The following is a 22,988-nucleotide window of genomic DNA, read 5'->3' as shown; positions in this document are numbered from 1 at the left end:
GTGCAGGCGGCGCTGCATGTGCGACAACGGATACTGCGTCTGGTGCAGCGCCGCGATCGGCGCGGCCTGCCCGTGCGCCGCGGACAACCAGACGACCAACGCCTCCCGATGCGTGCGCACCAGTTCGCGCAGCGGCTCGGTGAACTGCCCTGCCCGCGCCTTGAACGCAAGATTCCCGCCATCCAGATACAGGATGACGCCGGCGTCGCGCGCGGCCCTGACGATCTGTTCCGGCCGCATCAGATCAGCCCTGATTCGACGGCATCGGCGTCGCCCAACACGGCCGTGTCGTCCTCGTCGGCCCGCTGCAGCAGGCGCTCGACGATCGCCGCGACCGAGCGCACGGTTGCCGCGGCGAAGAAGTCGTTGAACTGGAATGCATCGCCGGACAAACGGTACTTCTCGCGGATGGCGGTGATGGCGCGGACCGCCACGATCGAATTGCCTCCGAGCGCGAAGAAGTTGTCGGTGACCCCGAAGCCGTCCTTGCCGAGCAGGCCGCTCCACACTGCGGCGATTTCGGTTTCCAGGCGTGTCGCGGGCGCGACCGGTTCGTGCCGCGTGGTGGCGATGTCCGGGTCCGGCAGGCTGCGCCGATCGACCTTGCCGTTGCCGGTCAACGGGATAGCCGGCAATGCGACAAAGGCCTCGGGCACCATGTAGCCCGGCAGGACCCGGCGCAACGCGGAGTCGAGCCGCTCGGCCAGCACGTCGGGCTGCCACTGCGGTGTGGCAAGCGCGTCCTTCGCGGCCGGCACAACGTAGGCGACCAGGCGCCGCGCGTCGCGATCGCCGGTGGCGACGGCCACCGCTTCAGCGATGCCATCGAGCCCGATCAGGTGGCTCTCGATCTCGCCCAGTTCGATCCGGTAGCCATTGATCTTGACCTGGCTGTCCAGGCGTCCCAGAAACTCCAGGTTGCCGTCGCCCATCCAGCGCGCCAGATCCCCGGTGCGGTACAGCCGGCGTCCCGCGGCATCGGTGATGAAGCTGGCAGCGGTGAGCTCCGGATCGCCGTGGTAGCCCATCGCCAGGCCGATGCCGCCAATGTACAGGTCCCCGCGTACCCAGGCCGGACATGGCTGCCCCGCTGGGTTGAGCACGTGCATGCTCTGATTTTCCAGCGCGGTCCCGTACGGCACGCTGCGCCAGTCGGGATCGACGGCATCGATGCGGTAGCCGACCGACCAGATCGACGCTTCGGTGGCGCCGCCCAGGCTCTGGATGACGGCGTCGGGCAACGCCGCGCGAATCTGCGGCGGCAGATCCAGCGGGATCCAGTCGCCACTCATCATCACGACGCGCAAGGACAGCTCGGCGGCTGCGCGCTCGACCTCGTCGAAGAGCAACTTCGCCAGCGCCGGCACGCTGTTCCAGATGGTGACCGAATGCCGCGCCAGCAGCGCGGTCCACGCCTGCGGATCGCGGGTGTGGCGTGCCGCCGGGATCACCAGCGCGGCGCCCGCGGCCAGGGTTCCGAAGATGTCGTACACCGACAGGTCGAAGTTGAGTTCGGAAATGCCGAAAACCCTGTCGTGCGGGCCCACGTCGAAGCGCGCGTTGATGTCCAGGATCGTATTGACCGCGCCGGCATGATCGATCATCACGCCCTTCGGCACGCCGGTCGAGCCGGAAGTGAAGATCGTGTACGCCAGGTCGGCCGGCGTTTGCAGGGTCGGACGCGACCATCTTTCGCATGCCGCGAGCACCGCCGGCGGATGCAGCAGGACCGCTTCCACATGCAGCGCCGGGTGCAGCGCCACGATATGGTCGCGCTGCACGAGTACCACCCGCGCCTGCGTCTGCGCGACGAGATGGGCGACGCGATCGGCCGGCAGATCCGCATCGATCGGCAGATAGGCCGCGCCGGCCTTGAGGATCGCGATGACCGCGACCACCTGCTCCCAGCCCTTGCGCATCAGCACGGCGACATGATCACCCACGCCGACGCCATGTGCGGACAGCGTGTAGGCCAGCAGGCTGCTTTCGCGGTCGAGGCGGTCGTAACTGAGTACGACCTCCTCGGCGATGACGGCCGGGGCGTCGGCGCAAGCCTGCACCTGGTCGAGAAACAGGTCATGCAACAGGCGCGATGGCCTGGGCACCTCGGTCGCGTTGCTCGCATCGATCACGGCCTGCTGGCCCGCCGGCAGCAGCGCGAGCACTGGCGTGGTGCGCGCTTGCTCGTCCAGCGCGATGGAGGAGACCCATTCGACGTAGGCGGTGAACATGGCATCGACCACCCCCGGGAAGAACAGCGCGTCCACCGTATTCCAGGTCACCGCGATGCTGTCGTCGGCATCGTAGACCTGGCAGTCGAGATAGACCTGGGAGGTCTGGGTGGCGCCGATCGTGGAGGATTCGCTGTCGACCAGTTCGTAGGCGCGGGTCTGGCGCTCGATCTCGCCGTGCGACCCGACCAGGCCGGTGAACACGACCGGCATCAACGCCGCGCCGGCGGTGCCATTGCGCGTGACGAGCTGCCGCAATACGTCCACCCCGCTGTAGGCGCGATGATCGATATCGTCCAGCAGCCGGGTCTGCACCGCCCGCGCCCGGTCGGCAAAGGTCGATCCTGGCGCCACCTGCATCTGCAACAGATTCGAGGAGGTGAAGTCGCCGATCAGCCGGTTGACGTCCTCGTGCAGAGGCATTCGATTGAACAGCGTGACGTTGACCGTGAAGTCGCTTCGGCTGCCCCAGTACGCCAGGATGTCGGCGAATGCCGTCATCAGCAGACACAACGGGGTGACCTGCAGTCCGGTAGCGCAGGCCCGCAGCTGATCCCACACCCGACGATCGAAGCGCTGGTTGCGGCGCACGAACACTGGTGTCTCGAGCCGGGACGGGTCTAGTGCCAGCGGCAGTTCTGGAGCTGGCGGCAATGTCTCCAACCGGTCCCGCCAATACTGCTGCGCGCGCGCGAACACCTCGCCCTTGCGGTGCTGCGCCTCGGCGAGGACATAGTCGCGGAAGGTGATGGCCAACGGCGGCAACGCCAGCGCCGGATCGGCATACAGGCGCATGAGCTCGTCGACGAGAATCGCGCGGCTGCGCGCATCGAGGATGATCGCATCGGTGCACACATGCAGCCGGCCCACGCCGCCGGGCAGCAGCGTCACCCGAAAATCGAAGATCGGCCAGACGTGCACTGAGCGCACTTGGCTGCTCATGTCCGCGCGCAGCCGCTTCAGGTGCAGATCGAGTTCGCTGCGCGGCCGGGCGTTGTAGTCGCGGACCGGGATCGTGTAGGCGGGCACGGAAGGCAGCACGCGCTGCTCGCCCGACTCGGTGATCACCGCGCGCAACATGTCGTGACGGTCGATGACCGCCTGCAAGGCGGCGACCATCCTTGCATGATCGTAGGCCGGAACGTCGTGTTCCACATAGCCCTGGGTGGCGACATTGCCGAGCGCGAACGCGCCACTGCGTCCGAGCCAATACGCCTGCTGGATGGGCGTGAGAGGAAACGGATCGTGGCGGCCGCCGTGGTCGGCCACGAGCGGCGCGGCCGCGACGGTCGGCCTGGACGCCGCGCGTCTGGCGTCGATGCAGCGCGCACAGCCCGCGATGGTCGGCGCATCGAAGAAGTCGCGCAAGCTCAGCTGGACAGAAAGGCGCCGCGCCACCGCCGAGATGATCTGCAGCGACTTGAACGAGTTCCCGCCCAGCGCGAAGAAGTTGGCCTCCACCCCGATCTCGGCGACGCCGAGGACGTCGCTCCATATCGCGGCCAACTCCCGCTCCAGTTGCGTGCGTGGCGCGATGTCTTCGTCCGTCGTGGCGGCGGCGACCGTCATGCCTGCAAGGCCGCGGCGATCGATCTTGCCGCTGGCGGTGCGCGGCAGGTCGGGCAGTTCCAGCAGGACCGTCGGCACCATGTAGGTGGGCAGTGCGTCCGCCACCTGCCGGCCGATTGCCTGCTGCAGTGTCTCCCAGGCGGGCGCATCGCTGGCGCGCACCACGCATGCGGCGATCACGTCGTGCCCTTGCCCGTCCTGCGCCAGCACCGCGGCGGCGGCACGCACCCCCACAACGCCGCCGATGGCGGCCTCGATTTCCTCCGGAGCGATGCGTTGCCCATGCAGCTTGAACTGGTTGTCGCGCCGCCCCAGGTAGCGCAGCGTTCCATCGGGGCGCAGGAATGCCAGGTCCCCGGTGCGATAGGCGCGCCCTCCGTCCTCGGCGGTGGTGAAACAGCGTGCCGTCAGCTCTGACAGATTGAGGTAGGCGAGCGCCAGCGCATCGCTCTCCACGACCAGTTCGGCAGGCTCGAACAGGCCCGCCGGACGTCCATCCTCGCGGAGCGGATACAGGCGCATTCCCGGCATGACGCCGCCGATGTCCCGGCAGTCAGCAACGGCGCGCGACGCCGGCGCCTCCCGCATCGACACCAGGGTCGCCTCGCTGCTTCCGTACAGGTTCGTCACGGTGCAGTGGGCCGGCAGCAGGCGCTGCGCGAGGTGCAGCGCGGCGGCATCTGCGGCTTCGCCGCCGAACACCACGGCGCGTAGCCGGTCCGGGAGCCGTTCGCCTCGCGCCGCGAACAGGAACTTGAAGACGCTCGGCGTGGAGTGATAGATCGTCGCTCCCTGCTCGACGGCGGCGGTCACCGCCTCGGGGCCGTGCCGCTTCAGGTCCACGAGATGCAGGCAAGCGCCCTGACTGAGCGCGGCGAACATGTCCAGCACGGCGGCATCGTGGCCGAACGAGGCCAGTTGCAGGATCCGGTCGGACGCGTCGATCCGCAGCCGCTGAACATAGCAGGAGACGTACAGCGCGACGTGCGCGTGGGACTGCACCACACCCTTGGGGGTGCCGGTGGAGCCCGAGGTATACAGCACGTACGCCTCTTCCGCGCCGGTCGCGTGCGCGACGCCGGGCTCTTGCGGGATCGATGCGATATCGATGAGCGCCGCAGGCGCGAGCCCCGCCGCGACCGCGGCGGTATGCGGATTGTGCAGCACACAGCCGATGCACGCGTCGGCAAGGATGTACGACAGACGCGCCGTCGGATAGACAGCATCCAACGGGACATAGGGTCTTCCGGCCTTGATGCAGCCCCAGATCGCGACGACCATCTCGGCGCTGTGCCCCAGGCACAGCCCGATGCGTCCCTGCGGCGCGGCCGCGAGCACGCCTGCCAGTGCGTCGCTGCGACGATCCAGCTCCGCGTAGGTCAGGCTCAGGTCGTCCGTCACGACGGCAGCGGCGTCGGGACGTGCCGCCACCTGGCGCAGCAGCCGCTGCAGCAGTGGCGTGGTGTCCACGGTCTCGCCGCGGCGGTCCAGCGCCGTCGCCGCCGGGACGTGGGCGAACGGCGCGTAGGCATCGGTCGCTAGCGTCGGATCGGCGATCACGTCCTGGACCAGGCTTGCGAAAGCGTCGGCGAAGCTGGAGATGGTCAATGGATCGAACAGCGCCGCGCGCGCCACCCACGCCACAGCCAATCCCGCCGCGTCCTCGGTGACGTACAGATTCAGTTCGTGCTTGGCCGAGTCGACCTGCCCCGTCTGGTCCGCATGAATGATGCAGCCGGGCAATTCGGTGGCGACCTTGGCATTGTTCTGAAGCACGAACCACACCTGGAAGATGGGGTGATGTGCATTGCTGCGCAGCGGATTGAGTTCCTCCACCACCAGCTCGAACGGCAGGTACTGGAACTCATGCGCGGACAGGATGCGCTCGCGCATGCGCTGCAGGTGCTCGTCGAAGGACTCGCCCGACGCGAATCGATTGCGCAGCACGACGGTATTGATGAACAGCCCGATCAGCGGCTCCAGCGCCACGTCGGTGCGCCCGGACATCGGTGTGCCCATGACGATGTCCGAATGGCCACTTGCACGGTGCAGCAGCAGCGCGAACACGCTCTGCAGGAACATGAACAGCGTGATTCCACGCGCCTTGCAGAACGCCTGCATGCTGGCGAGGGTGCGCATGTCGATGCGCTGCTCCACGCGCACGGCGGCGACGTCCTGAGTGGCCGGGCGCGCCCGGTCCATCGGTAGCGTGTGGACGTCCGGGATCCCAGCCAGCGCCGCCGTCCAGTACTCGACCGCCCGTGCCCGCGCCGGCCCCTCCAGCAGCGCCCGTTGCCAGGCGGCGTAGTCCACGTACTGCAACGGCGGCGACGCGCCCGCGCCCTCCGCGGCCTGCTGCGCGAGGAAGCGCTTGAGCTCCTCGATGAACACGCCCAGTGACCATCCGTCGGAGGCAATATGGTGGAAGCAGAAGATCAAGACATGCGTCCGTTCCGCAATACGCACCACCTGCATGCGCAGCATCGGATCGCGCTCGAGATCGAATGGCGCAAGCGCATCCTCGCGGACCAAGTCGGCCAGCGCGTCCTCGCGCGCCTGTGCGTCTAGCATCGACAGGTCAACGCTACGGAACGGCACGTCGAACGTAGCTTGGACGAACTGGAAGAAGATGCCGTCTAGCTCCACGATGTTAGTGCGCAGAATCTGGTGGCGCTCGACGATCCGGCTAACTGCCTTCTGCAAGGCGCGCACGTCCAGCGCGCCCTCGGCGCGAAACACCCCCTGGATGTTGTACTGCTGGCTGCCTTCGCCGAGGCGGTCGGTCAGCAGCAACTGCTGTTGCGCATACGACAGCGGCGCATCGTCCGCGGCCGCGCGTGGCGCGATCGGCGGCAGCGTAGCGGCGGCGGGCTGCAGCGCTGCGAGATAGGCGATGATCGCATCCTTGTTGGCCACGATGTCCTCGCGCAGCGCCGCGGGCACACCCTTGCCCGCAGTCGTCCTGTACGCCAGGCCGCCTTCCTTCAGGAACAGCACGACATCCAGTTCCAGCGCCCTTTCGATGATCGCGTTGGGTGACATCAGAACGTTCCCTCTTCCAAGTCGGCGCTCATTGCGAGCATTGATCGTTCCTTGGCCAAGAGCCTGCCGTAGCTGCGCCGGGCATCGATGACCCGCGCCGCGGCCGCGATGGTCGGGTTCTGGAAGAATTCCTTCACGCTCATCGATGCGTCCTCGAGATCGAAATCGCGCGCGACCCGGCTGGCCAGGCGCGTCACCAGCAGCGAATGGCCTCCCAGTTCGAAGAAGTCGTCGTCCACGCCGATCGCCTCGGTGGCCAGCAGTTCCTTCCATATCGCCAGCAGCGCCGCCTCCGTCTCGGTCTCCGGCACACGCGTGTGGCGCGCGAACCGCCATCCTGGATCCGATCGGGTCTGCGTCAGCAGCGCCGCCCGGTCGATCTTGCCGTTCGGCGTCAGCGGCATCGCCTCCACGCGGATCATCCTCCCAGGTAAGATGAAAGCCGGCAGTTGCTCGACCAGGCTGGCGCGGATCTGCCGGAACAGCGTGTCGGCCGCCTCGGCGTCCGGCGCCGGCGCCGCGAACGCGATGCAGGTCGCCAGCGACGTCTCCCCGGCCGCATCCTCGTGCACCAGGGTGAACGCATGCCGCACCCGCGGATGGCGCGAGACCAGGGCATCGATTTCGGCCGTCTCCACGCGATAGCCGCGAATCTTGACTTGCTGGTCGGCGCGGCCGATGTAATGGAACACGCCCAGCGCGTCGATGCGGACGAGATCGCCGGTGCGATAGGTGCGGCCCGCGCCCGGCAGGACCTCGTCGGCGAAGCACCTGCGGTTGAGGTCATCGCGATCAATGTAGCCATCGCTGACGCCGACGCCGCCGATGTACAGTTCGCCCACGACGCCGCGCGGCTGCAACTGCCGCTGGTCATTGAGCACGAACGCGAAGCAGTTCGGGATCGGGCGCCCGATCGGAACGGTGACCGCGTGCGCCGCCGCCGCGTCGCGGCCATAGAGGCCGGCAATGGCGATATCCGTGCATTCGCTGGGGCCGTACATGTTCAGCAACTGCGCGCGGCACGAGGGGCTGCGCAACCACGGACGCAGATCGCTCAGCCGGATCGCCTCGCCTCCCAGCGCGAGCAGGCGCACAGAGGCGAGGCGCTGCCAGTGCGCCGGCGATTCCAGCAGCTGCGCCGCCGCGCTCGGTGCGCAGTTGATGACGCTCACGCCCGTCGCGTCGATCAGCGCGGCGATCGCGGCGGGATCGAACACGTCGTCGGGCACGACCAGCGTCGCGCCCGCCAGCAACGGCGTGAACACGTTCTTCTGGGTCATGTCGAACCCGATCGACCCGATCAGCAAGCAACGGTCCGCCGCGGTGAACGCGTAGTCGGAGAGATACCACAGCACGAGGTTGAGAAAGCTGTCCTGACGGACCCGCACTCCCTTGGGTTGACCGGTCGAGCCAGAGGTATAGACCACATAGGCGTGCCGCCCCGCGTCCAGAGGCGGCATCGACCGCAATGCTGCGTCAGCCGCGGCCTGCTCGGCGCAAGCCGCTTCCAGCGCATCGTCGATCCTGCACACGCGCGCCGCGCCGGCGACACGGGACAGGCGCGATGCGGTCGCTTGGTCGCACAGGACCAATGCAACGCGGGCGTCCTCCAGGATGAAGCCCACGCGCGGCGCGGGGTAGCCGAGGTCGATCGGCAGATAGGCGGCGCCGGACTTCATGACCGCCAGCAGCGCGACCACCAGCTCCACGCCGCGGGCCATGTAGATCGCCACCGGCCCGGCAGTGGCGTGGCCGTTGCGGACCAGCCACGACGCTAGGCTGCGCGCGCGCGCGTCGAGTTCGGCGTAGGTCACCTGGCGCTCGCCGTGGATCACCGCCACCGCATCGGGCTGCTGCTGCGCCATGCGCTCGAACCGTGCGCAGATCGATCCTCCGGGGATCAGCGCGGCCGGCAGCGTCCGCGCCGGCGCCAGCAGAGCCTTGCGCTCGGCGTCGCGGACGATGGCGTGTTCGTGGATACCCAGCGCGGGATGGGCGAGCAACGATTCGAGCAGGCAAGTGAAGCTGTCCGCGAACCGCTCGATGGTCTGCGGCTGGAACAGGCTGGTATCGAACAGCCACTGGCAGGCCAGCCCGTCCTCGCCACCGCTGATGGCCAGTTCCAGGTCGAACTTGACCGGACGCGGTCCGTCCTCGTCGAGCACCTTCACTGCCAGACCCGGAATGCGCAGCGAGGCCAGCTTGGCCTGCGGGTTCTCGCCGTAGGAGAACAGCAACTGCACGAGGGGCGAGTGCGCGGCGGTGCGCACGGTTCCGGTCGCCTCCACCACCATCTCGAAGGGCACGTGCTGGTGCGCGAAGCCATCGAGGAAGGCGGCCCGGCTTTCCAGCAGCAGGGTCGCGAATGGGACATTGCGGTTACAGTCGGTTCGCACTACCAGCGTGTTGGCGAAGAAACCGATCAACTGCCCGAGTTCGGCGCGGTGGCGGTTGGCGATCGGGGTGCCGATCACGATGTCGCGGTGCTCGCTCCAGCGCGACACCAGCACCGCGAACGCGGACTGCAGCACCACGAACAGCGTGGTGTCGTGTGCCCTGCCCAGCCCGGCGAGCCGTGCCGCCAGCGCGGCCGGGATCCGGCTCGTCCACGCGCGGCCGCGCAGCGACGCCGTGGCGCCACGCGGCGCGTCCAGCGGCAGGCTGTGGCAGGCGGGCACCCCCTGCAGGCGCGTGCGCCAGAATTGCAGCCCCGCCTCCAGACCTCCGCCCAGCGCCTGGGCCCGCTGCATCGCCGCATGCTGGCCGTACTGCAGGGGCAGCGCCGGCAGCGGATCCGGGCGCCCCTCGAGCATCGCGCCGTAAAGCGCGCCGAATTCGGCGATCAGGCGATCGACCGACCAGCCATCGGCGGCGATGTGGTGCAAGGTCAGGAACAGCACGGCCTCGTCGTCGGCGACGCTCAGCAGGCGCGCCCTCAGCATGAGCGCATCGGCAAGGTCGAAAGGCATCTCCTGCTCTTGCTGGCGCAAGCGCTGCGTCCATTCGGCGCCGGCTTCGCGCGGCACCTGGCGATGTTCCAGGCGCAGGCCCAGATCATGGCGGACCGACTGCACCGGCGCGCCGTCCGCGCCAGTGCTGAAGGTCGTGCGCAGACTTTCGTGACGCGCCACGATGCGCTGCAGCGCCGCTTCGATCAGCGCCGCCTCGACCCGCCCCCGCAGTTGCAGGGCGACCGGCATGTTGTAGTGCTGGCTGCCCTGCTCCAACTGATCGATGAACCACAGGCGCTGCTGTTCGAACGACAGCGGGTAGCTGCCGCCCTGCCCGCCCGCAGTTGACGGCGCCACCGTGTCATCTGCTTCCTGTTGCAATGCGCGCGGCTGGCGGTCAATGAACGCCGCGAGCGCGGCGATCGTCGGATGGTCGAAGAACTGGCGGTAGCCCACGGCGATGCCGAAGCGGTTGCGCAGTGCGGCCAGCGCATCGGACACCAGCAGCGAATAGCCGCCGAGTTCGAAGAAGCCGCGGTCAGGATCGTTGGCCTGTGGCCCGAGCAACTCCACCCACAGATCGCGGACGATGGACTCGGTGGCGGTTAACGACCGCCGCGGTGTGGTGGCGGCCACCACGTCGTCGCGCGCGGCCAGTGCCTTGCGATCCACCTTGCCGCTCTGGTTCAGCGGCAACGCATCGAGCAATACGAAGCTGGACGGCACCATGAAGCCAGGCAGGGCGCCGAGCAGATGCTGACGCAGCGCCTCGATACGCGCATCGCCAGCGAACTCGCCGTCGACCGCCAGATAGGCGACCAGCACGCGGTCACCGCCCGGGACGTCGCGCGTGCCCACCGCGGCCTCGCGAATGCCGGGGAACGCGGCAAGGCGCGCCTCGACCTCTCCACATTCGACCCGGTGGCCACGGATCTTCACTTGCTCATCGAGGCGGCCCTCGAATGCCAGTTCGCCGTCGGCAAGGCGGCGTACGCGGTCGCCGGTCCTGTACACCCGACGGCGCTGCCCGTCCTCGCACTCCAGCTCCACGAAGGCCAAGCGGGTCTGCTCGGGCTTGTTCAGGTAGCCCTTGGCCAGCGCGACACCGGCGATGCACAGTTCGCCGACCGCGCCTTCCGGCAGCGGCCGCAGATCGCGATCGACGACGTACAACGTCAATCCTCCCATCGCGCGCCCGATGGTGACGTCCCCGGAGCTGTCGCTGATGCCGCCGACCGTGGCACAGACCGTGGCTTCGCTGGGGCCGTAGGCATTGATGAATCGGCAGTGGGCGGCCCAGCGGCGCGCCTCGTCCAGCGTGACCGCTTCGCCCGCGGAGATGACATGAGTCAGGGTCGGCCATGCCTGCGGCGACAGGCGACGCAGCACCGTGGGCGGCAGGGTGGCATGGGTGACCCGGTACCGCAGCGCCCAGGCGGTGAGCGCTTGCGCGTCCGGCAACACGTCCTCGGGCACGAGCACCAATTCCGCTCCCGCGGACAGCGTGGTACTCCACTCCGACACCGCCGCATCGAAGCTCGGCGAGGCGAACTGCAGGACACGCGCGTGCGCATCGATGCCGAAGGCATCTGCCTGGGCCAGGGCCAAGTTGATGAGACCGCGATGGCCGATGAGCACACCCTTGGGCTGTCCGGTCGAGCCGGAGGTATGGATCACGTAGGCGTCACTGTCTGGCGACAACCCTACCTCGGCCGCCGCGATCGCGGTAGCCGGCAGCACGGTCAGCGTGGCATCCATCGTTCCATCATCCAGCATGAGCGCCCCGCGCGACTGCACCAGCGCCGCCACCTCCTCGGCCAGGGTGGACGTCGCAAGGACGCAGGCCGGAGCGGCATCGTCCAGCAAGTAGGCAATACGCGCCGGCGGATAGCCCGGATCCACTGGCACATATGCCGCGCCTGCCTTGAGGACCGCCAGCGTGCTGATTATCTGCAGCGGGCCGCGCGGCAGGCACAGCGCCACCCGCTCGCCGGGCCGCACGCCGCGTTGCAGCAGCAGCCGCGCTAGGCGGTTGCTGCGCTGTTCCAGCTCAAGATAGGAGACGGCCTGCTCGCCCCAGCGCAACGCTACGGCGGCAGGGCACGATCGCGCCTGCGCCGAAATCAGTTCATGCACGCCAGCGACCGTGGCCGGTCGCGCCGGCTCCCCCATTGCCGATGGCGTACTCGCGAGGCAGATCTGCGCCATCGCGCGGTCTGGCATGCAGACCAGTTGTTCGAGCGCAGAGGCGAACGCGTCGGCGAGTGAACGCAGGACGTCCGTTTCCATCACCCCGGGCGCTGCAAGCCAGCGGCACGACCACCCGTCTGAGGCGCGGGCCACCAGGCATTCCAACTCGTATTTCGAGACGGGCGCCGGATCTGGCAGCCGCTGCAGCCGCAGCCCGCCCGCATCGATCACATCGGGCAGCTCGTCCTGGAAGGCGAACACGACCTGGAACAGCGGATGCCGGCCTGCTTCGCGCGGAGGCTGCAGCGCCTCCACGATGGCCTCGAACGGAAGGTCCTGATGGTCGAGCGCGCGCGCAGCGTCGCGCTGGAACCGCGCCAGGTAGTCGGCGAAGCGCTCGCCGTGCGTGAAGCGATGGGGATACGCCAGCATGTTGACGAACATGCCCACACTGCCCTCGAACTCCGCGGCCGTGCGGCCGCGCACCGGGCTCCCGATCACGATCGTGTCGCTGTAGCTCCATTTGCATAGGGTCAACGCGAGCGCACTCTGCAGGACGCTGAATTCCGTAGCCGCCGCACGCTTGGCGTACGCGCGCAGGCGATCCACCAACGGACGCGCCAGCACGCTGTCGACCGCATCGGGGGCCGAACCACTAGCCTTGTGGGAACGCGGCGGCGGCAACGCGTGGGTCGGCGGCAGCCCGGCGAGCCGGTCTTTCCAGTATTCCAGTTGCTCCGCCCAGGCATTGCCGGACAACATCGCGTCCTGCCACGCCGCGAAGTCGGTGAACTGGCGCACCGGCGCCGGCATCCATGAGTCGCGACCGCGCGTCGCGGCGGCATGGTCCGCCAGAAACTCCCGTAGCGCGATCTCCACCGATGCGCCATCGGCAGCAATGTGATGAACGCTGAGCAGGAGCACGGACTCTCGACGGCTAAGGGCGATCAATCGGGCACGGAACGGATAATCGTGCCCCAGATCGAACGGCCTCCGTGCGAACGCCTCGTGCTCGGCCTTCGCGGCCTGTACGCGTAGTGTCTCTTCTTCCGCGCTTGCATCCACCTGCTCCAAGCTCCAGCCCCGTACGGGGAGGAGAAACTGCACCAGGCCTTGGTCGCCGTCACGAAAGACGGTCCGCAACGCATGATGCCGCTCAACAAGGCGCTCCAATGCTGTCTGCAGGACGTCGACATGCAACGCGCCTTCGAGTCGGTAGCCGGCGGTCATGTTGTAGCGGGTGCTCCGCGGATCCTGCTGGCTGAGCAGCCACAGCTGTCGCTGCACCATGCTCGCGGGGACTTGTGCATGATCCGCGGCGGCTGCCGGAGGCAGCCTGGCCTGCCATGGCCCCAGCGTGTCCACGCGCGCGGCCAGATCGGACAACCGCGGGTACTTGAAAAGATCCGCCGTTTCGACGTGGTTGCCGGTCGCCGCGCGAAGGCGAGCGACCATCCGCACCGCGAGGACCGAATCGCCGCCGAGTGCGAAAAAGTCGCTTTGTCCGCCCAGGGAGTCGAGTCGCAGACCGAGAAGTTCGGACCAATGCGCTGCGATGAGGCATTCGGTAGCGCTCTCCAGGCTGTGTGGTTGCTCCGCGTTCTGCGGTTCGGCTGCCGGCAGTCGTGCGCTGTCCAGTTTACCGTTGGTATTGATTGGCAGTGCTGGCAGGGCCGTAAAGGTCGCTGGCACCATATAGGCCGGCAGATGCTGCTTGGCATGGGCGCGCGCCGCCTCGAGCATGGTCAAGGAATCCTCGCCCGCCTTCGCACAGAGATACGCCGACAAGTGCGCCGGGCGGTCCGCTACAGCCGCTCGGTGCACCACGGCGGCATCGCGCACCCCGGGGGTGGCAAGCAGGACCGAGCGGATCTCGCCCAGTTCGATGCGGTAGCCGCGCAACTTGATCTGGTCGTCGTTGCGCCCCAGGTAACGGAAGCATGCGCCCCCAAGCTGCCTCACCATATCGCCGGTGCGGTACAGGCGCGTCTCGGGCAGGCCTTGCGGTACCACGAACTGGCGTGCGGTGAGCTCCTCGCGATTGAGGTAGCCGGCTGCGAGCCCGGCGCCTGCAATCACCAGCTCCCCGGTCAATCCGGCCGGAATCAGCCGTTGCCAACGATTGAGCACATAGTGCCGATAGCCTGGCAACTGGTCGCCGATAGCGACGCGAAGTTCCGCCGGCTCGGCGTCATGCACGCGCTTGACCAGCGAATACACCGTCGCCTCGGTCGGGCCGTAGCCGTTCCACAGGACGACGCCACAAGCCAGCAGATCCTGCGCGAGTTCCTGCGGAAGCGGCTCGCCCGCACTGATGACGAGCTGTCCGGAGCAAGGACGCCAGCCAGCGCTACGCAGTTGCTTCAGGCGCGAGGGCGTGCTTTGCAACAACGACAACTTCGCCTTGTTGGCCAAGTCGGCGAGCGCGAACGGATCGGCCAGTTGTGCCGCCGACGGAATCACGCAGGTCCCGGCCGAACCCAGACAGCCGAGCCACTCGACGATCGAGATATCGAAGCCGACGCTGGACATGAACAGCCAGCGCCCTCCCTCGACCGTGCCGAGCCTGGCCAGGAGGCTCCCCAGCAGATTTCGCGCCGACCGCCGATGGATGAGCACCCCCTTCGGCAGGCCGGTGGAGCCGGACGTGTAAAGAACATAAAGCGCGCCGTCCGCGTCGGCGGGTTCGCTGGCGGGGCGCACCGCATGCCCGCCGCGGTTGCACAATTCGAGCAGCGTGACCCTTCGCAGGCCCGTGGGTTCGGGCTGGAGCGCCATGTCGCCAACCAGCAGCGTCGCACCGCAGTCCTCCAGAATGTGGCGCGTTCGCGCCGCAGGACTCTGTGCGTCGATGGGCACATACACGGCGCCAAGACGGACTAGGGCCATCAGCACGATCACCAGTTCCGCCGAGTGCTCCAGCAACACTGCAACGCGGTCGCCGGGGCGGACGCCATTGTCTTGCCACAGTGCGGCAGCGACGGCGTCGATCCGACTGGCCAACTCGGCGTAGGTGACCAGCTGGGACCCGCATTCCAGCGCGATGCGTCCTGGATCGCGGTGCGCAACTTCGGAGATCCGCCCATCCAGGGCGAATGCCTCCGTCGCCTCCACCGCGCAGTGCTGCGCTTCGCGGACAAGCGACGCGCGCTCCTGCCCGGTGACACAGTCCAGATCGAGCAGGCGCCGATCCGGCGCCTCATGCAATTGGTCGATCAGGTGCGTCATGCGCGCCTGGAACGCCGCGATATGCGAGACGGAGAAGCATCCGAGATTGAAGTCGAGCAGAATGCTACTGTCCGCCGATCCGCCATCCCAGAACGTGGCCAGCAACGGATTCGGCTCATGGTCGTGAGAACAGTAAACGAGTTGCGCCGGAACGGTATCGAACGCCAGGGCCGCGCCGGCAGGTACATAGCTGTAAGCGAAGTCGAACGGCTGGCCGTGCGGGCGCCGATTGCCGGACGGATGGAGGATGCCGGTCAAAGGATAGCGGCGATGGCGGAGCAGCTCCCGCTGACCACGCCCGATGCAATCTAGCAGCGAGGCCATGCCGGCATGTACGTCCGGCTCCACCACAAGGGGCAACATCTGGGTGAATAGGCCGATCTTTGCGCGCTCGCGCGCGCCCTGCCGCCCGTGTTGCGGAATGCCGATTACCAGTGCGTCCGCGCTGTAACACTGGCTAAAATAGACCGACAACACGCCGAGCAGGACGGCGTGCGATTCGACGCCCAGCCGAGTCGCCAACTCTCCCAGCTTTCGATACAGCTGAGGCGTCAACGGCATCCGTTGTCGCACGCTGCGCTTCGCATTGTCGGCAACGGCGGTCATGTCGTTGGCAAACAGGCCGTCGGGAAAGCGTGCAACCTGGCCCGACCAATAGCGCCGATCCCGCTCGTATTGCGCGCTTCCAAGGTAGTCGGCATCCCGCGCGGCGAGGTCGGCGTAGCTCGGTTCGTCCATGGTCGCGGATGCATCCGCGCCATCTTCATCGTAGTAGCGGGCGAGCGTGTGGGCCCAGTTCACGAACCCCATGCCATCCACCGCAATGTGGTGCGCCATGCCGACATACCAGTAGACGCTGTCGGACAACTTCAGCAGCGCGGCTCGATGCAGCTCGGCGTCCTCGAGAGGAATGCACTGCGCGAAGAGCGCGTCGATCCAGGCCTCCGCCGCTGCGTTCGGATCCTTCCGCGCGGAGAGATCGATCAGACATAAATCACAGCCGACCGCACTGCCATCAATCAGCGACTGCCGCGCACCATCTTGCGTGTCGGCCACATGGATCCTGATCCGGAACGCTTCGTGGGTCCGTACAAGCCTGGCATGCGCCCGTTGCAGGCGCGGCACGTCAGGGCGGTCGAGCCGGATGTAGCCACCGACGTTGTATAGCGGATTTTCCTGTTCCTTGCACTGGTGAAGGTAGATTCCGGATTGCGCGGATGACAGCGGAAACCACGTGTGCACTGAAAGCTCCCTGCTCAGCAAGAGGACGCCAATCCTGCAGCGCCAACGGTACATTCAGACTTTCATACGACAGATGTGCGCCCGCATGGGGCTGAGCAGCGAGGCCATGCGATACAACGTCAAAAAGAAGTGAGTGATCACTCGGCGCCGGGAAATAAAACACACCGCAATGACAGGCGCAAGTGAATTTTCTTTACAATTTTCACTCACGTTGTTTATGAATAGAGCCCAGCGATGGCCGACAGTGCTCGAGCTCTCCATCCCATCTTGGATTAAGTAATTTTGTCTACAAAAACGACCAAAAACCAATGCATTGACCTGTATGATATTCGCCCGCTAGAAGTTGCCGAGCTTCAGTATTAGCATCTCGTCGGCGCCAAGCTTTCATTAGCCGAGATTGCGCTTTTTTGAATGAACGGCGATACATGGAAGCGTCAGTATTGGACGCACTACCACATCGCAGCCTGATGGATGGATGCGCCGATTTTCCACTTAATTTCAAATGATTTTTCGTCAGAGCGCAGGTAGCTTTTAAGGCCTAAGATCTCTTGCGCTCAAGGGCTGACGCAATTGTCACGATGAACACATAGTCATTTGAGACGCTGTAGACGTAAGAATGTGCGCCATAGTAGAAACGCAAACGTGCGCATACTGTCCACCTCGGGCAGGCAATTCGGATTAAGACGCCTAGCACGAATTAGCGGGCACCGCAAAGCGCTCGCGTTGGCAACACGCTAGATGCTTAATCGGTTCGCAGAAATTCCACTCTACTTTCCGACATGCACAAGTCGTGCAGCCGTTCGTAACCGCAGCGCGTGACGTGTGGCGGGACACGTCGTACCATCCATCCTGTCCGGCTGCTCCACCTCCATCCAGTAAGAGAGCAGGAAAAACGGCGAGCGCAATTGCTACCTTGGCAAGGAATGGATGTGATGGAAATAACGCGTTTGCTTTTGGCGCTACTTGCTATCCTTTTGTCATATTCGGCTGCAGCTGACGATGGAATAGCGTCCAGGCTTGAGTTGCAACTACAGAAGAACCGCGAGCGCTATGGAATCGCCGGGCAGGCGTTGCTGATCGAGCACAACGGCCGCATCTTGTATCGCGGCGCCGATGGTCAAGCGGACATTACTAGCCATCGCACGGTGACGTCCAGCGATGTGTTTCCCGCTTATTCGCTCAGTAAGTTGCTGGTGAGCACATTGATCATGCAATTGGTAGAGAAGGGACAGGTAGATCTGGATGCTCCTGCAAGTCGCTACCTCACCACGCTGCCTCCGCGTTGGCGCGACATCACCGTTAGCCAGTTTCTGGATCATGCGTCTGGTATACCCGAGTACTTTACGACTGAACAGGGTCAGGTCGTGACGCCGCTGGGCGGCTTCCCGCCCAACGTCGATGCGCTCTTCGCATCGCTGGCAGACGTTCCGCTGCAGTTCCCGGCAGGTACCCGCACGCTTTACACACAAACCAACTATGTCGTACTGGCTGCGCTGCTGTCGGCGCACTACCACATGCCCTATGCACGCATCGCTGAGCAGCGCATCTTTTGCAAGCTAGGCATGCGCCATAGCACGTTGGGCGAGCCTGTCTCCGGCGAGCGCCATGTCGTCACCAGCTACATTGGCCGCGACGGTGTACTTCAACCGATGCAAGACATCCCATGGCCAGAGTATGCTTACGGCCACGCCGCGTTGTATCTGACCATTGATGACTTGCACCGATTCCTGCGCGCCATTACGACCGGCAAACTGGTGAGCAAGCGCACCTTGCAACGCGCATGGCAACCTATCCGGCAGGCGGATGGGGCGTTTGGCTGGTTCGCAGGTGGTTGGGAGATCGGCGACACTGATGGCTATCAAATCGTCGGGCACGATGGCGGGGCGCGCGATCGCGTGCGCATCCTCTTCCGCGGCGTGCCTTGGAACGATACATGGATCGTGATCTACTTGACCAATGGCAGCGTACGGAATGTATGGTCGCGCGTTCTGGTCGACAGCGCCATGGCCGCTGCGGCGCCCGAACGCTTTCCTACTTCCGCGCTCTCTGAGTCGCTGATCAACCAAGCAACGTCGGCGTCTCCTCCTGCTGCAGACGCATGGGCAGCCGAGCTGCGGGCGCGCCGCACGCTGAGCGATGATACGTTGCAGGACGTTGTAAGACGAACTGCCGAAAGCGCATTCGAAAATCTTGGCGTCGACACTGCCATTCGGATATTTGCCCTCAACGCGGCACTGTTTCCAGAAGCTGCGGCGACGTGGTCAGACCTCGCCAGTGCACATGCCAGCCGCGGAGATAAAGCCGCCGCAACCATGTTCTTTGCCAAGGCGCATCAGATAGAACGGAGGCATCTCCAATCCGTTGGAACCGATAGCCACAACGCAACAAGGCCTTAATCGCCTGATTGGTTTTGGATGCCTGTCGGTGCTGGCAGATGGCCGCGCTCATGTTACTTACTGGAGATCGCGCGTCGGAAATGGAGCCTTTCTCGCCACGAGCGCCGACCGCTGCGGCATCAAGCGCCCGCAGGGCACAATTGCTGTGCAATGCGGCCGTGGGATTCAGCCGCCCTGCCCCAAGCGCCGCCGGATCTCGGAGCGCTGCTCCGCGCTGAACGCAGCGGCATGGATCTGCAGCAGCGCGATCAATGCCATATGCGCCGCTTTGGTGCGGCGCTGCAGTTCACGAGTAGCGGCCTGTTCGATGGCACGCCATTCTGTGGCGGTGGTTCCTATTGGGGTGGCTGTGCTGGCTACACGCATTGCGAGGTCCGATTGCGAGATTGGGCGGGCCGATGCGGGTCTCGGCCTCGCCGTACTTTATCGCTAAGCGGTCGTTATTGGCTCGTGTCGCGTAGACGGCCAGATGCAGAATCGCATCTACGCTACGCAACCCAGCGTGGGCGATTGACGCGATCTGCGATTTCATGGCGAAGTGCTGTCAACCCAAGACTCACCGTGGCGCGCTGAAGCCGGCCAAGGCCCCCACCACATCCCTCCCCAGCCGTTACGAATCTCAGGCTAGGCGCCGCTTGCTAGGGGGAGCCGCTGCCGCACTGGCCAGTGCATCAGCATCGCCCGCAGGCGCATGCGGCAAGCGCACCCGCGCGCACAGTCCACCGCCCGCGCGGTTGGCGAACTCCAGCGTGCCGCCGTGGGCCTGGCAGATGGCCGCGGCGATCGACAGGCCCAGTCCGCTGCCGCCGGAATGGCGTGCCCGCGAATCGTCGGCGCGCCAGAAACGGTCGCCCATCCGCGCCAGCGCTTCCTCGTCGACGCCGGGACCGCGATCGGCCACGAGGATCAGCACGCCATCGGCATCGGCCTGCGCCTCCAGCGCCAGTTCGCCGCCGGCCGCGGCGTAGCGCAGCGCATTGTCGATCAGCACCGACAGCACCTGGCCCAGGCGGTCACGGTCGGCGCTGATGTGCAACTGCTCCGGAATGCGCACCTGCACCTGCATGCCGGCCTCCTGCAGCGGCTGCGCCGCCCAGGTCAGGCGTTCGCGGACCAGGGCGCCGAGTACGAACCGCTGCGGCTCCAGCATCAGCTGGTTGGCGCGGGCCATCGACAGCAGGTGCAGGTCGCCGACCAGGCGATTGATCTGCTCCAGCTGGCGCTGGACCATACGCAACTGCTCCTCGCTGCTCGGGAACACCTGGTCGAGCATGCCCTGCACCCGCCCCATCGCCGCGTTGAGCGGGGTGCGCAGTTCGTGCGCCAGCATCGCGCTGGACTCGCGCACCTCGCGCTCGTACCGCTGCAGCTGCGTGCTCATGCCATTGAAGTCGGTCGCCAGCCCGGCCAGCTCGTCGGGGGCGCCAGGCACCACCCTGGCGCGCGCGGCGAAATCGCCATCGCTGATCCGCCGCGCCGCCTCGGCGACGTTGGAGAACTGCCGCGACAATGGCCGCGAAGCGAGCAGACCGCAGACCACGATCACCGGAATCGACGCCAGCACCATGCCCGCCAGCAGCCACCAGTCGCGGCTGGCCAGTCCGGGCAGGAAGTCGGCCACGTCGTAATAGGTTTCGAACAGCTCCCACAGGCGCCGCGCATTGCTGTGCGGATCCTCGCGCAGTTGCAGCATCTCCTGCCGCGCCTGCGGCGGCAGGCGGCTCAGGGTGGAGACGTCCCAGATCGCGAAGCGCAGCACCATGCCCAGCGCGATCGCGATGATGGTCAGCACCGCCAGCGCGCTCATGCGCAGGCCTACCCACTGCCACAGCGGCGCGTGGCGTTTGCGGCGGAACCAGGCCCAGTTCATCGGAAGCGGTAGCCGATCGCGCGCACGGTCACCAGCAAGCCGGTGACCCGCTCGTGTTCCAGCTTCTTGCGCAGGTTGTGCACGTGCGCATCCACTACCCGTTCCAGCGCGTCGCTGTCGGGCAGACAGATCTCAAGCAGTTCGCTGCGGGTGAAGGCCTTGAACGGCGTCGTCATCAGCGTCGCCAGGATGTTGAATTCGGTCGGGGTCAGTTCCAGCGCCACCTCGTGGCCGTCGGCATCGCGCACCGTGGCGCGCACCGCCGCGGTGTCCACGGTGAGGCGCTCGTGGCGCAGCGGCTCCTCGCTGGCGCGCGCCGGCCCGGCGCGGCGCAGCACCGCAAACACCCGCGCCACCACTTCCTTGGGGCTGTACGGCTTGACCACGTAGTCGTCGGCGCCGTAACGCAGCGCGCCGAGCTTCTCCGGTTCGTCGCCCATCGCGGTGACCATGATCACCGGCGTGTCGCTGCTGCGGCGGATCGTGGACAGCACCTCGGTACCACTGAGCCGCGGCAGCATCACGTCCAGCAGCACCAGGTCCGGTTTCCACTGCGCATGCACCGCCACCGCCTTCTGCCCGTCCTCGGCGATGGTGACCTCGAAGCCGTCGCGGCGCAGGTAGGCCTCGAGGATGCTGGCGCTGTCGGCATCGTCTTCGACCAGCAGGATCTTCTTCGCGTGCATTGCCCGGTGCCCGTGTTTGGCGTCTTGATGGAATCTTGAAGATTCCTAGAAGGCGGCTTGAACATGCCCGCCGATGCTGGCAGTCGAGTTCGATCACCCGACCGCTGCCATGATTCTACCGTCCCTGCCGCTTCGCCCGTGTCGCACCCGCGCCCTGCTCGGCCTGCTCTCGCTCGCCCTGGGTGGCTGCTCCCTGGCGCCGGTCTACCAACGCCCGCAACCGGCCCTGCCGCCCACCTTCGGCGCGACCAACGCGACCGCGGCCGCCGCACCGGATCGCGGTGAGAGTGCGCTCACCGACCAGGAACTGCAGTTCGTACGGACATTCTCGCCGCAGCACGACCTGACCCCACTCGTCACCCTGGCGCTGGCCCACGATCCGGACTTCCGCAATGCCGTGCTGACCGTGCAGCAGGCACGCGCCCAGTACCGCATCGAACGCGCGCAGCAGCTGCCGCAGCTCGGCCTCGATGCGCAGGGGACGCGCCGCAGCTACGACGACGCGGCCACGCAGGCGCGCTATGGCCAGAAGCTGAGTACCGTCGCAGTCGGCGTGGATGGCTTCGAACTGGACCTGTTCGGCAAGCTGGCATCGCTGTCGGCGGCGGCGCAGCAGCGTTACCTGGCCTCCGAAGACGGCCGCCAGGCGGCGCGCGGTGCGCTGATCGCCGAGGTGCTGCGCGCCTACACACTGGAGCGTGCTGCCCTGCAGAGCCAGCAGCAGGCGCAGACCATCGCCGAGCGTAGTGCGGCGCTGCTGGCGATCGCCACGCGCCAGCAGGCGGTCGGGCTGATCGCCCGCGATGCGCTGGACCGCCAGCGCCACGACGACGACCAAGCGCAGGCGCGCGCGCAGCAGGCCACCAGCGAGCACGCCGCCGCTCGCCGCGCCCTGCAACTGCTCGCCGGCTACGCCACGCCGGACGGCGCCGGCACCTTGCAGGACCTGCTGCCGGGTGCCGGGCAGGACGATGGCCGCACCTGGCGCGACCTCGACTCGCAGTTACTGCTGCAGCGCCCGGACATCCGCCAGGCCGAGGCCGAACTGCGCGCGCGCAATGCCGACATCGGCGCCGCACGCGCCGCGTTCTTTCCGTCGATCCGCCTGAGCACCTCGCTGGGCACCGCCAGCGAGGCATTGAACGGCCTGTTCATGCCCGGCAGCCGCACCTGGAGCTTCATGCCGCAACTCGTGCTGCCGCTGTTCGACGGCGGCCGCAACCGCGCCAATCTGGATCTTGCGCAGTTGCGCAAGGACGGCGCGGTGGCCGACTACGAGAAGACCGTGGAGGCTGCGTTCCGCGAGGTCGCCGATGCGCTGGATGCGCTGCCGGCGCTGCAGCAGCGCGAACGCGGCGAACGCACCAATCTCGAGCGCGAACGCCAGCGTGTGGCGCGCCTGCAGCAACGCGTGGCGCAAGGCCTGCAGGACCGCCCCGAGTTGCTGGCCGGCGACATCCAGGCCGCGCAGGCCGAACTGGCGCATCTGCAGGCGCGCCAGGACCTGTTGCTCGATCGCATCGCGCTGTTCCGCGCGTTCTACGGCGTGCCGCTGCCGCACGTGCCCTGATGACCTTTCCCCC

At 66.6% G+C, this 22,988-nt stretch carries 8 protein-coding genes; 2 read left to right on the top strand and 6 right to left on the bottom strand.

What is annotated here, in order from left to right; all coding sequences use genetic code 11:
* The 3 genes from SLW52_RS13840 to SLW52_RS13830 all read right to left on the bottom strand — a co-directional run.
* The coding region (locus tag SLW52_RS13840) for a hypothetical protein (protein WP_320740299.1) at positions 1 to 240 on the bottom strand (240 nt) is incomplete at its 3' end.
* Entirely contained in the window at positions 240 to 6,842 is a 6,603-nt protein-coding gene (locus SLW52_RS13835; RefSeq protein ID WP_320740300.1) for a non-ribosomal peptide synthetase, read from the bottom strand. The genes SLW52_RS13835 and SLW52_RS13840, both read right to left, overlap by 1 nt.
* Positions 6,842 to 16,453, bottom strand: coding sequence for a non-ribosomal peptide synthetase (locus SLW52_RS13830; RefSeq protein WP_320740301.1), 9,612 nt, complete (start codon positions 16,451 to 16,453; stop codon positions 6,842 to 6,844). The genes SLW52_RS13835 and SLW52_RS13830 overlap by 1 nt, the downstream gene beginning before the upstream one ends.
* Positions 16,454 to 17,385: 932 nt before the next feature.
* Between SLW52_RS13830 and SLW52_RS13825 the strand changes: the two genes are divergently transcribed.
* The gene (locus SLW52_RS13825) at positions 17,386 to 18,849 is read left to right on the top strand and encodes a serine hydrolase domain-containing protein (protein WP_320740302.1); all 1,464 of its coding nucleotides are present in this window, start codon (positions 17,386 to 17,388) and stop codon (positions 18,847 to 18,849) included.
* Between the two features lie 165 nt (positions 18,850 to 19,014).
* On the opposite strand, the gene SLW52_RS13820 is transcribed toward SLW52_RS13825, so the two are convergent.
* The 3 genes from SLW52_RS13820 to SLW52_RS13810 form a co-directional block, all read right to left on the bottom strand.
* Complete coding sequence (locus SLW52_RS13820) at positions 19,015 to 19,215, bottom strand: hypothetical protein (RefSeq protein ID WP_295936069.1); 201 nt, start codon at positions 19,213 to 19,215, stop codon at positions 19,015 to 19,017.
* 253 nt (positions 19,216 to 19,468) lie between these two features.
* Positions 19,469 to 20,719: an ATP-binding protein gene (locus SLW52_RS13815; RefSeq protein ID WP_320740303.1), complete on the bottom strand. Its 1,251-nt coding sequence runs from the start codon at positions 20,717 to 20,719 to the stop codon at positions 19,469 to 19,471.
* Positions 20,716 to 21,405 (bottom strand): response regulator, encoded by a 690-nt coding sequence (locus SLW52_RS13810; protein WP_320740304.1) that lies wholly within the window; start codon positions 21,403 to 21,405, stop codon positions 20,716 to 20,718. Before SLW52_RS13810 ends, SLW52_RS13815 begins: the two co-directional genes overlap by 4 nt.
* A 109-nt stretch (positions 21,406 to 21,514) precedes the next feature.
* Between SLW52_RS13810 and SLW52_RS13805 the strand changes: the two genes are divergently transcribed.
* Positions 21,515 to 22,975, top strand: coding sequence for an efflux transporter outer membrane subunit (locus SLW52_RS13805; protein ID WP_320740305.1), 1,461 nt, complete (start codon positions 21,515 to 21,517; stop codon positions 22,973 to 22,975).
* Positions 22,976 to 22,988 lie beyond the last annotated feature (13 nt).

Source organism: Xanthomonas sp. LF02-5 (genome assembly GCF_034105325.1).
GTDB lineage: Bacteria > Pseudomonadota > Gammaproteobacteria > Xanthomonadales > Xanthomonadaceae > Xanthomonas_A > Xanthomonas_A sontii.
This window is presented reverse-complemented; position numbering and strand designations above follow the sequence as displayed.

Bases quoted from the DNA above. Each gene is read 5' to 3' on its own strand.
- SLW52_RS13835 (WP_320740300.1), bottom strand. From the start codon at position 6,842: ATGTCACCCAACGCGATCATCGAAAGGGCGCTGGAACTGGATGTCGTG.
- SLW52_RS13825 (WP_320740302.1), top strand. From the start codon at position 17,386: ATGGAAATAACGCGTTTGCTTTTGGCGCTACTTGCTATCCTTTTGTCA.
- SLW52_RS13820 (WP_295936069.1), bottom strand. From the start codon at position 19,215: ATGCGTGTAGCCAGCACAGCCACCCCAATAGGAACCACCGCCACAGAA.
- SLW52_RS13815 (WP_320740303.1), bottom strand. From the start codon at position 20,719: ATGAACTGGGCCTGGTTCCGCCGCAAACGCCACGCGCCGCTGTGGCAG.
- SLW52_RS13810 (WP_320740304.1), bottom strand. From the start codon at position 21,405: ATGCACGCGAAGAAGATCCTGCTGGTCGAAGACGATGCCGACAGCGCC.
- SLW52_RS13805 (WP_320740305.1), top strand. From the start codon at position 21,515: ATGATTCTACCGTCCCTGCCGCTTCGCCCGTGTCGCACCCGCGCCCTG.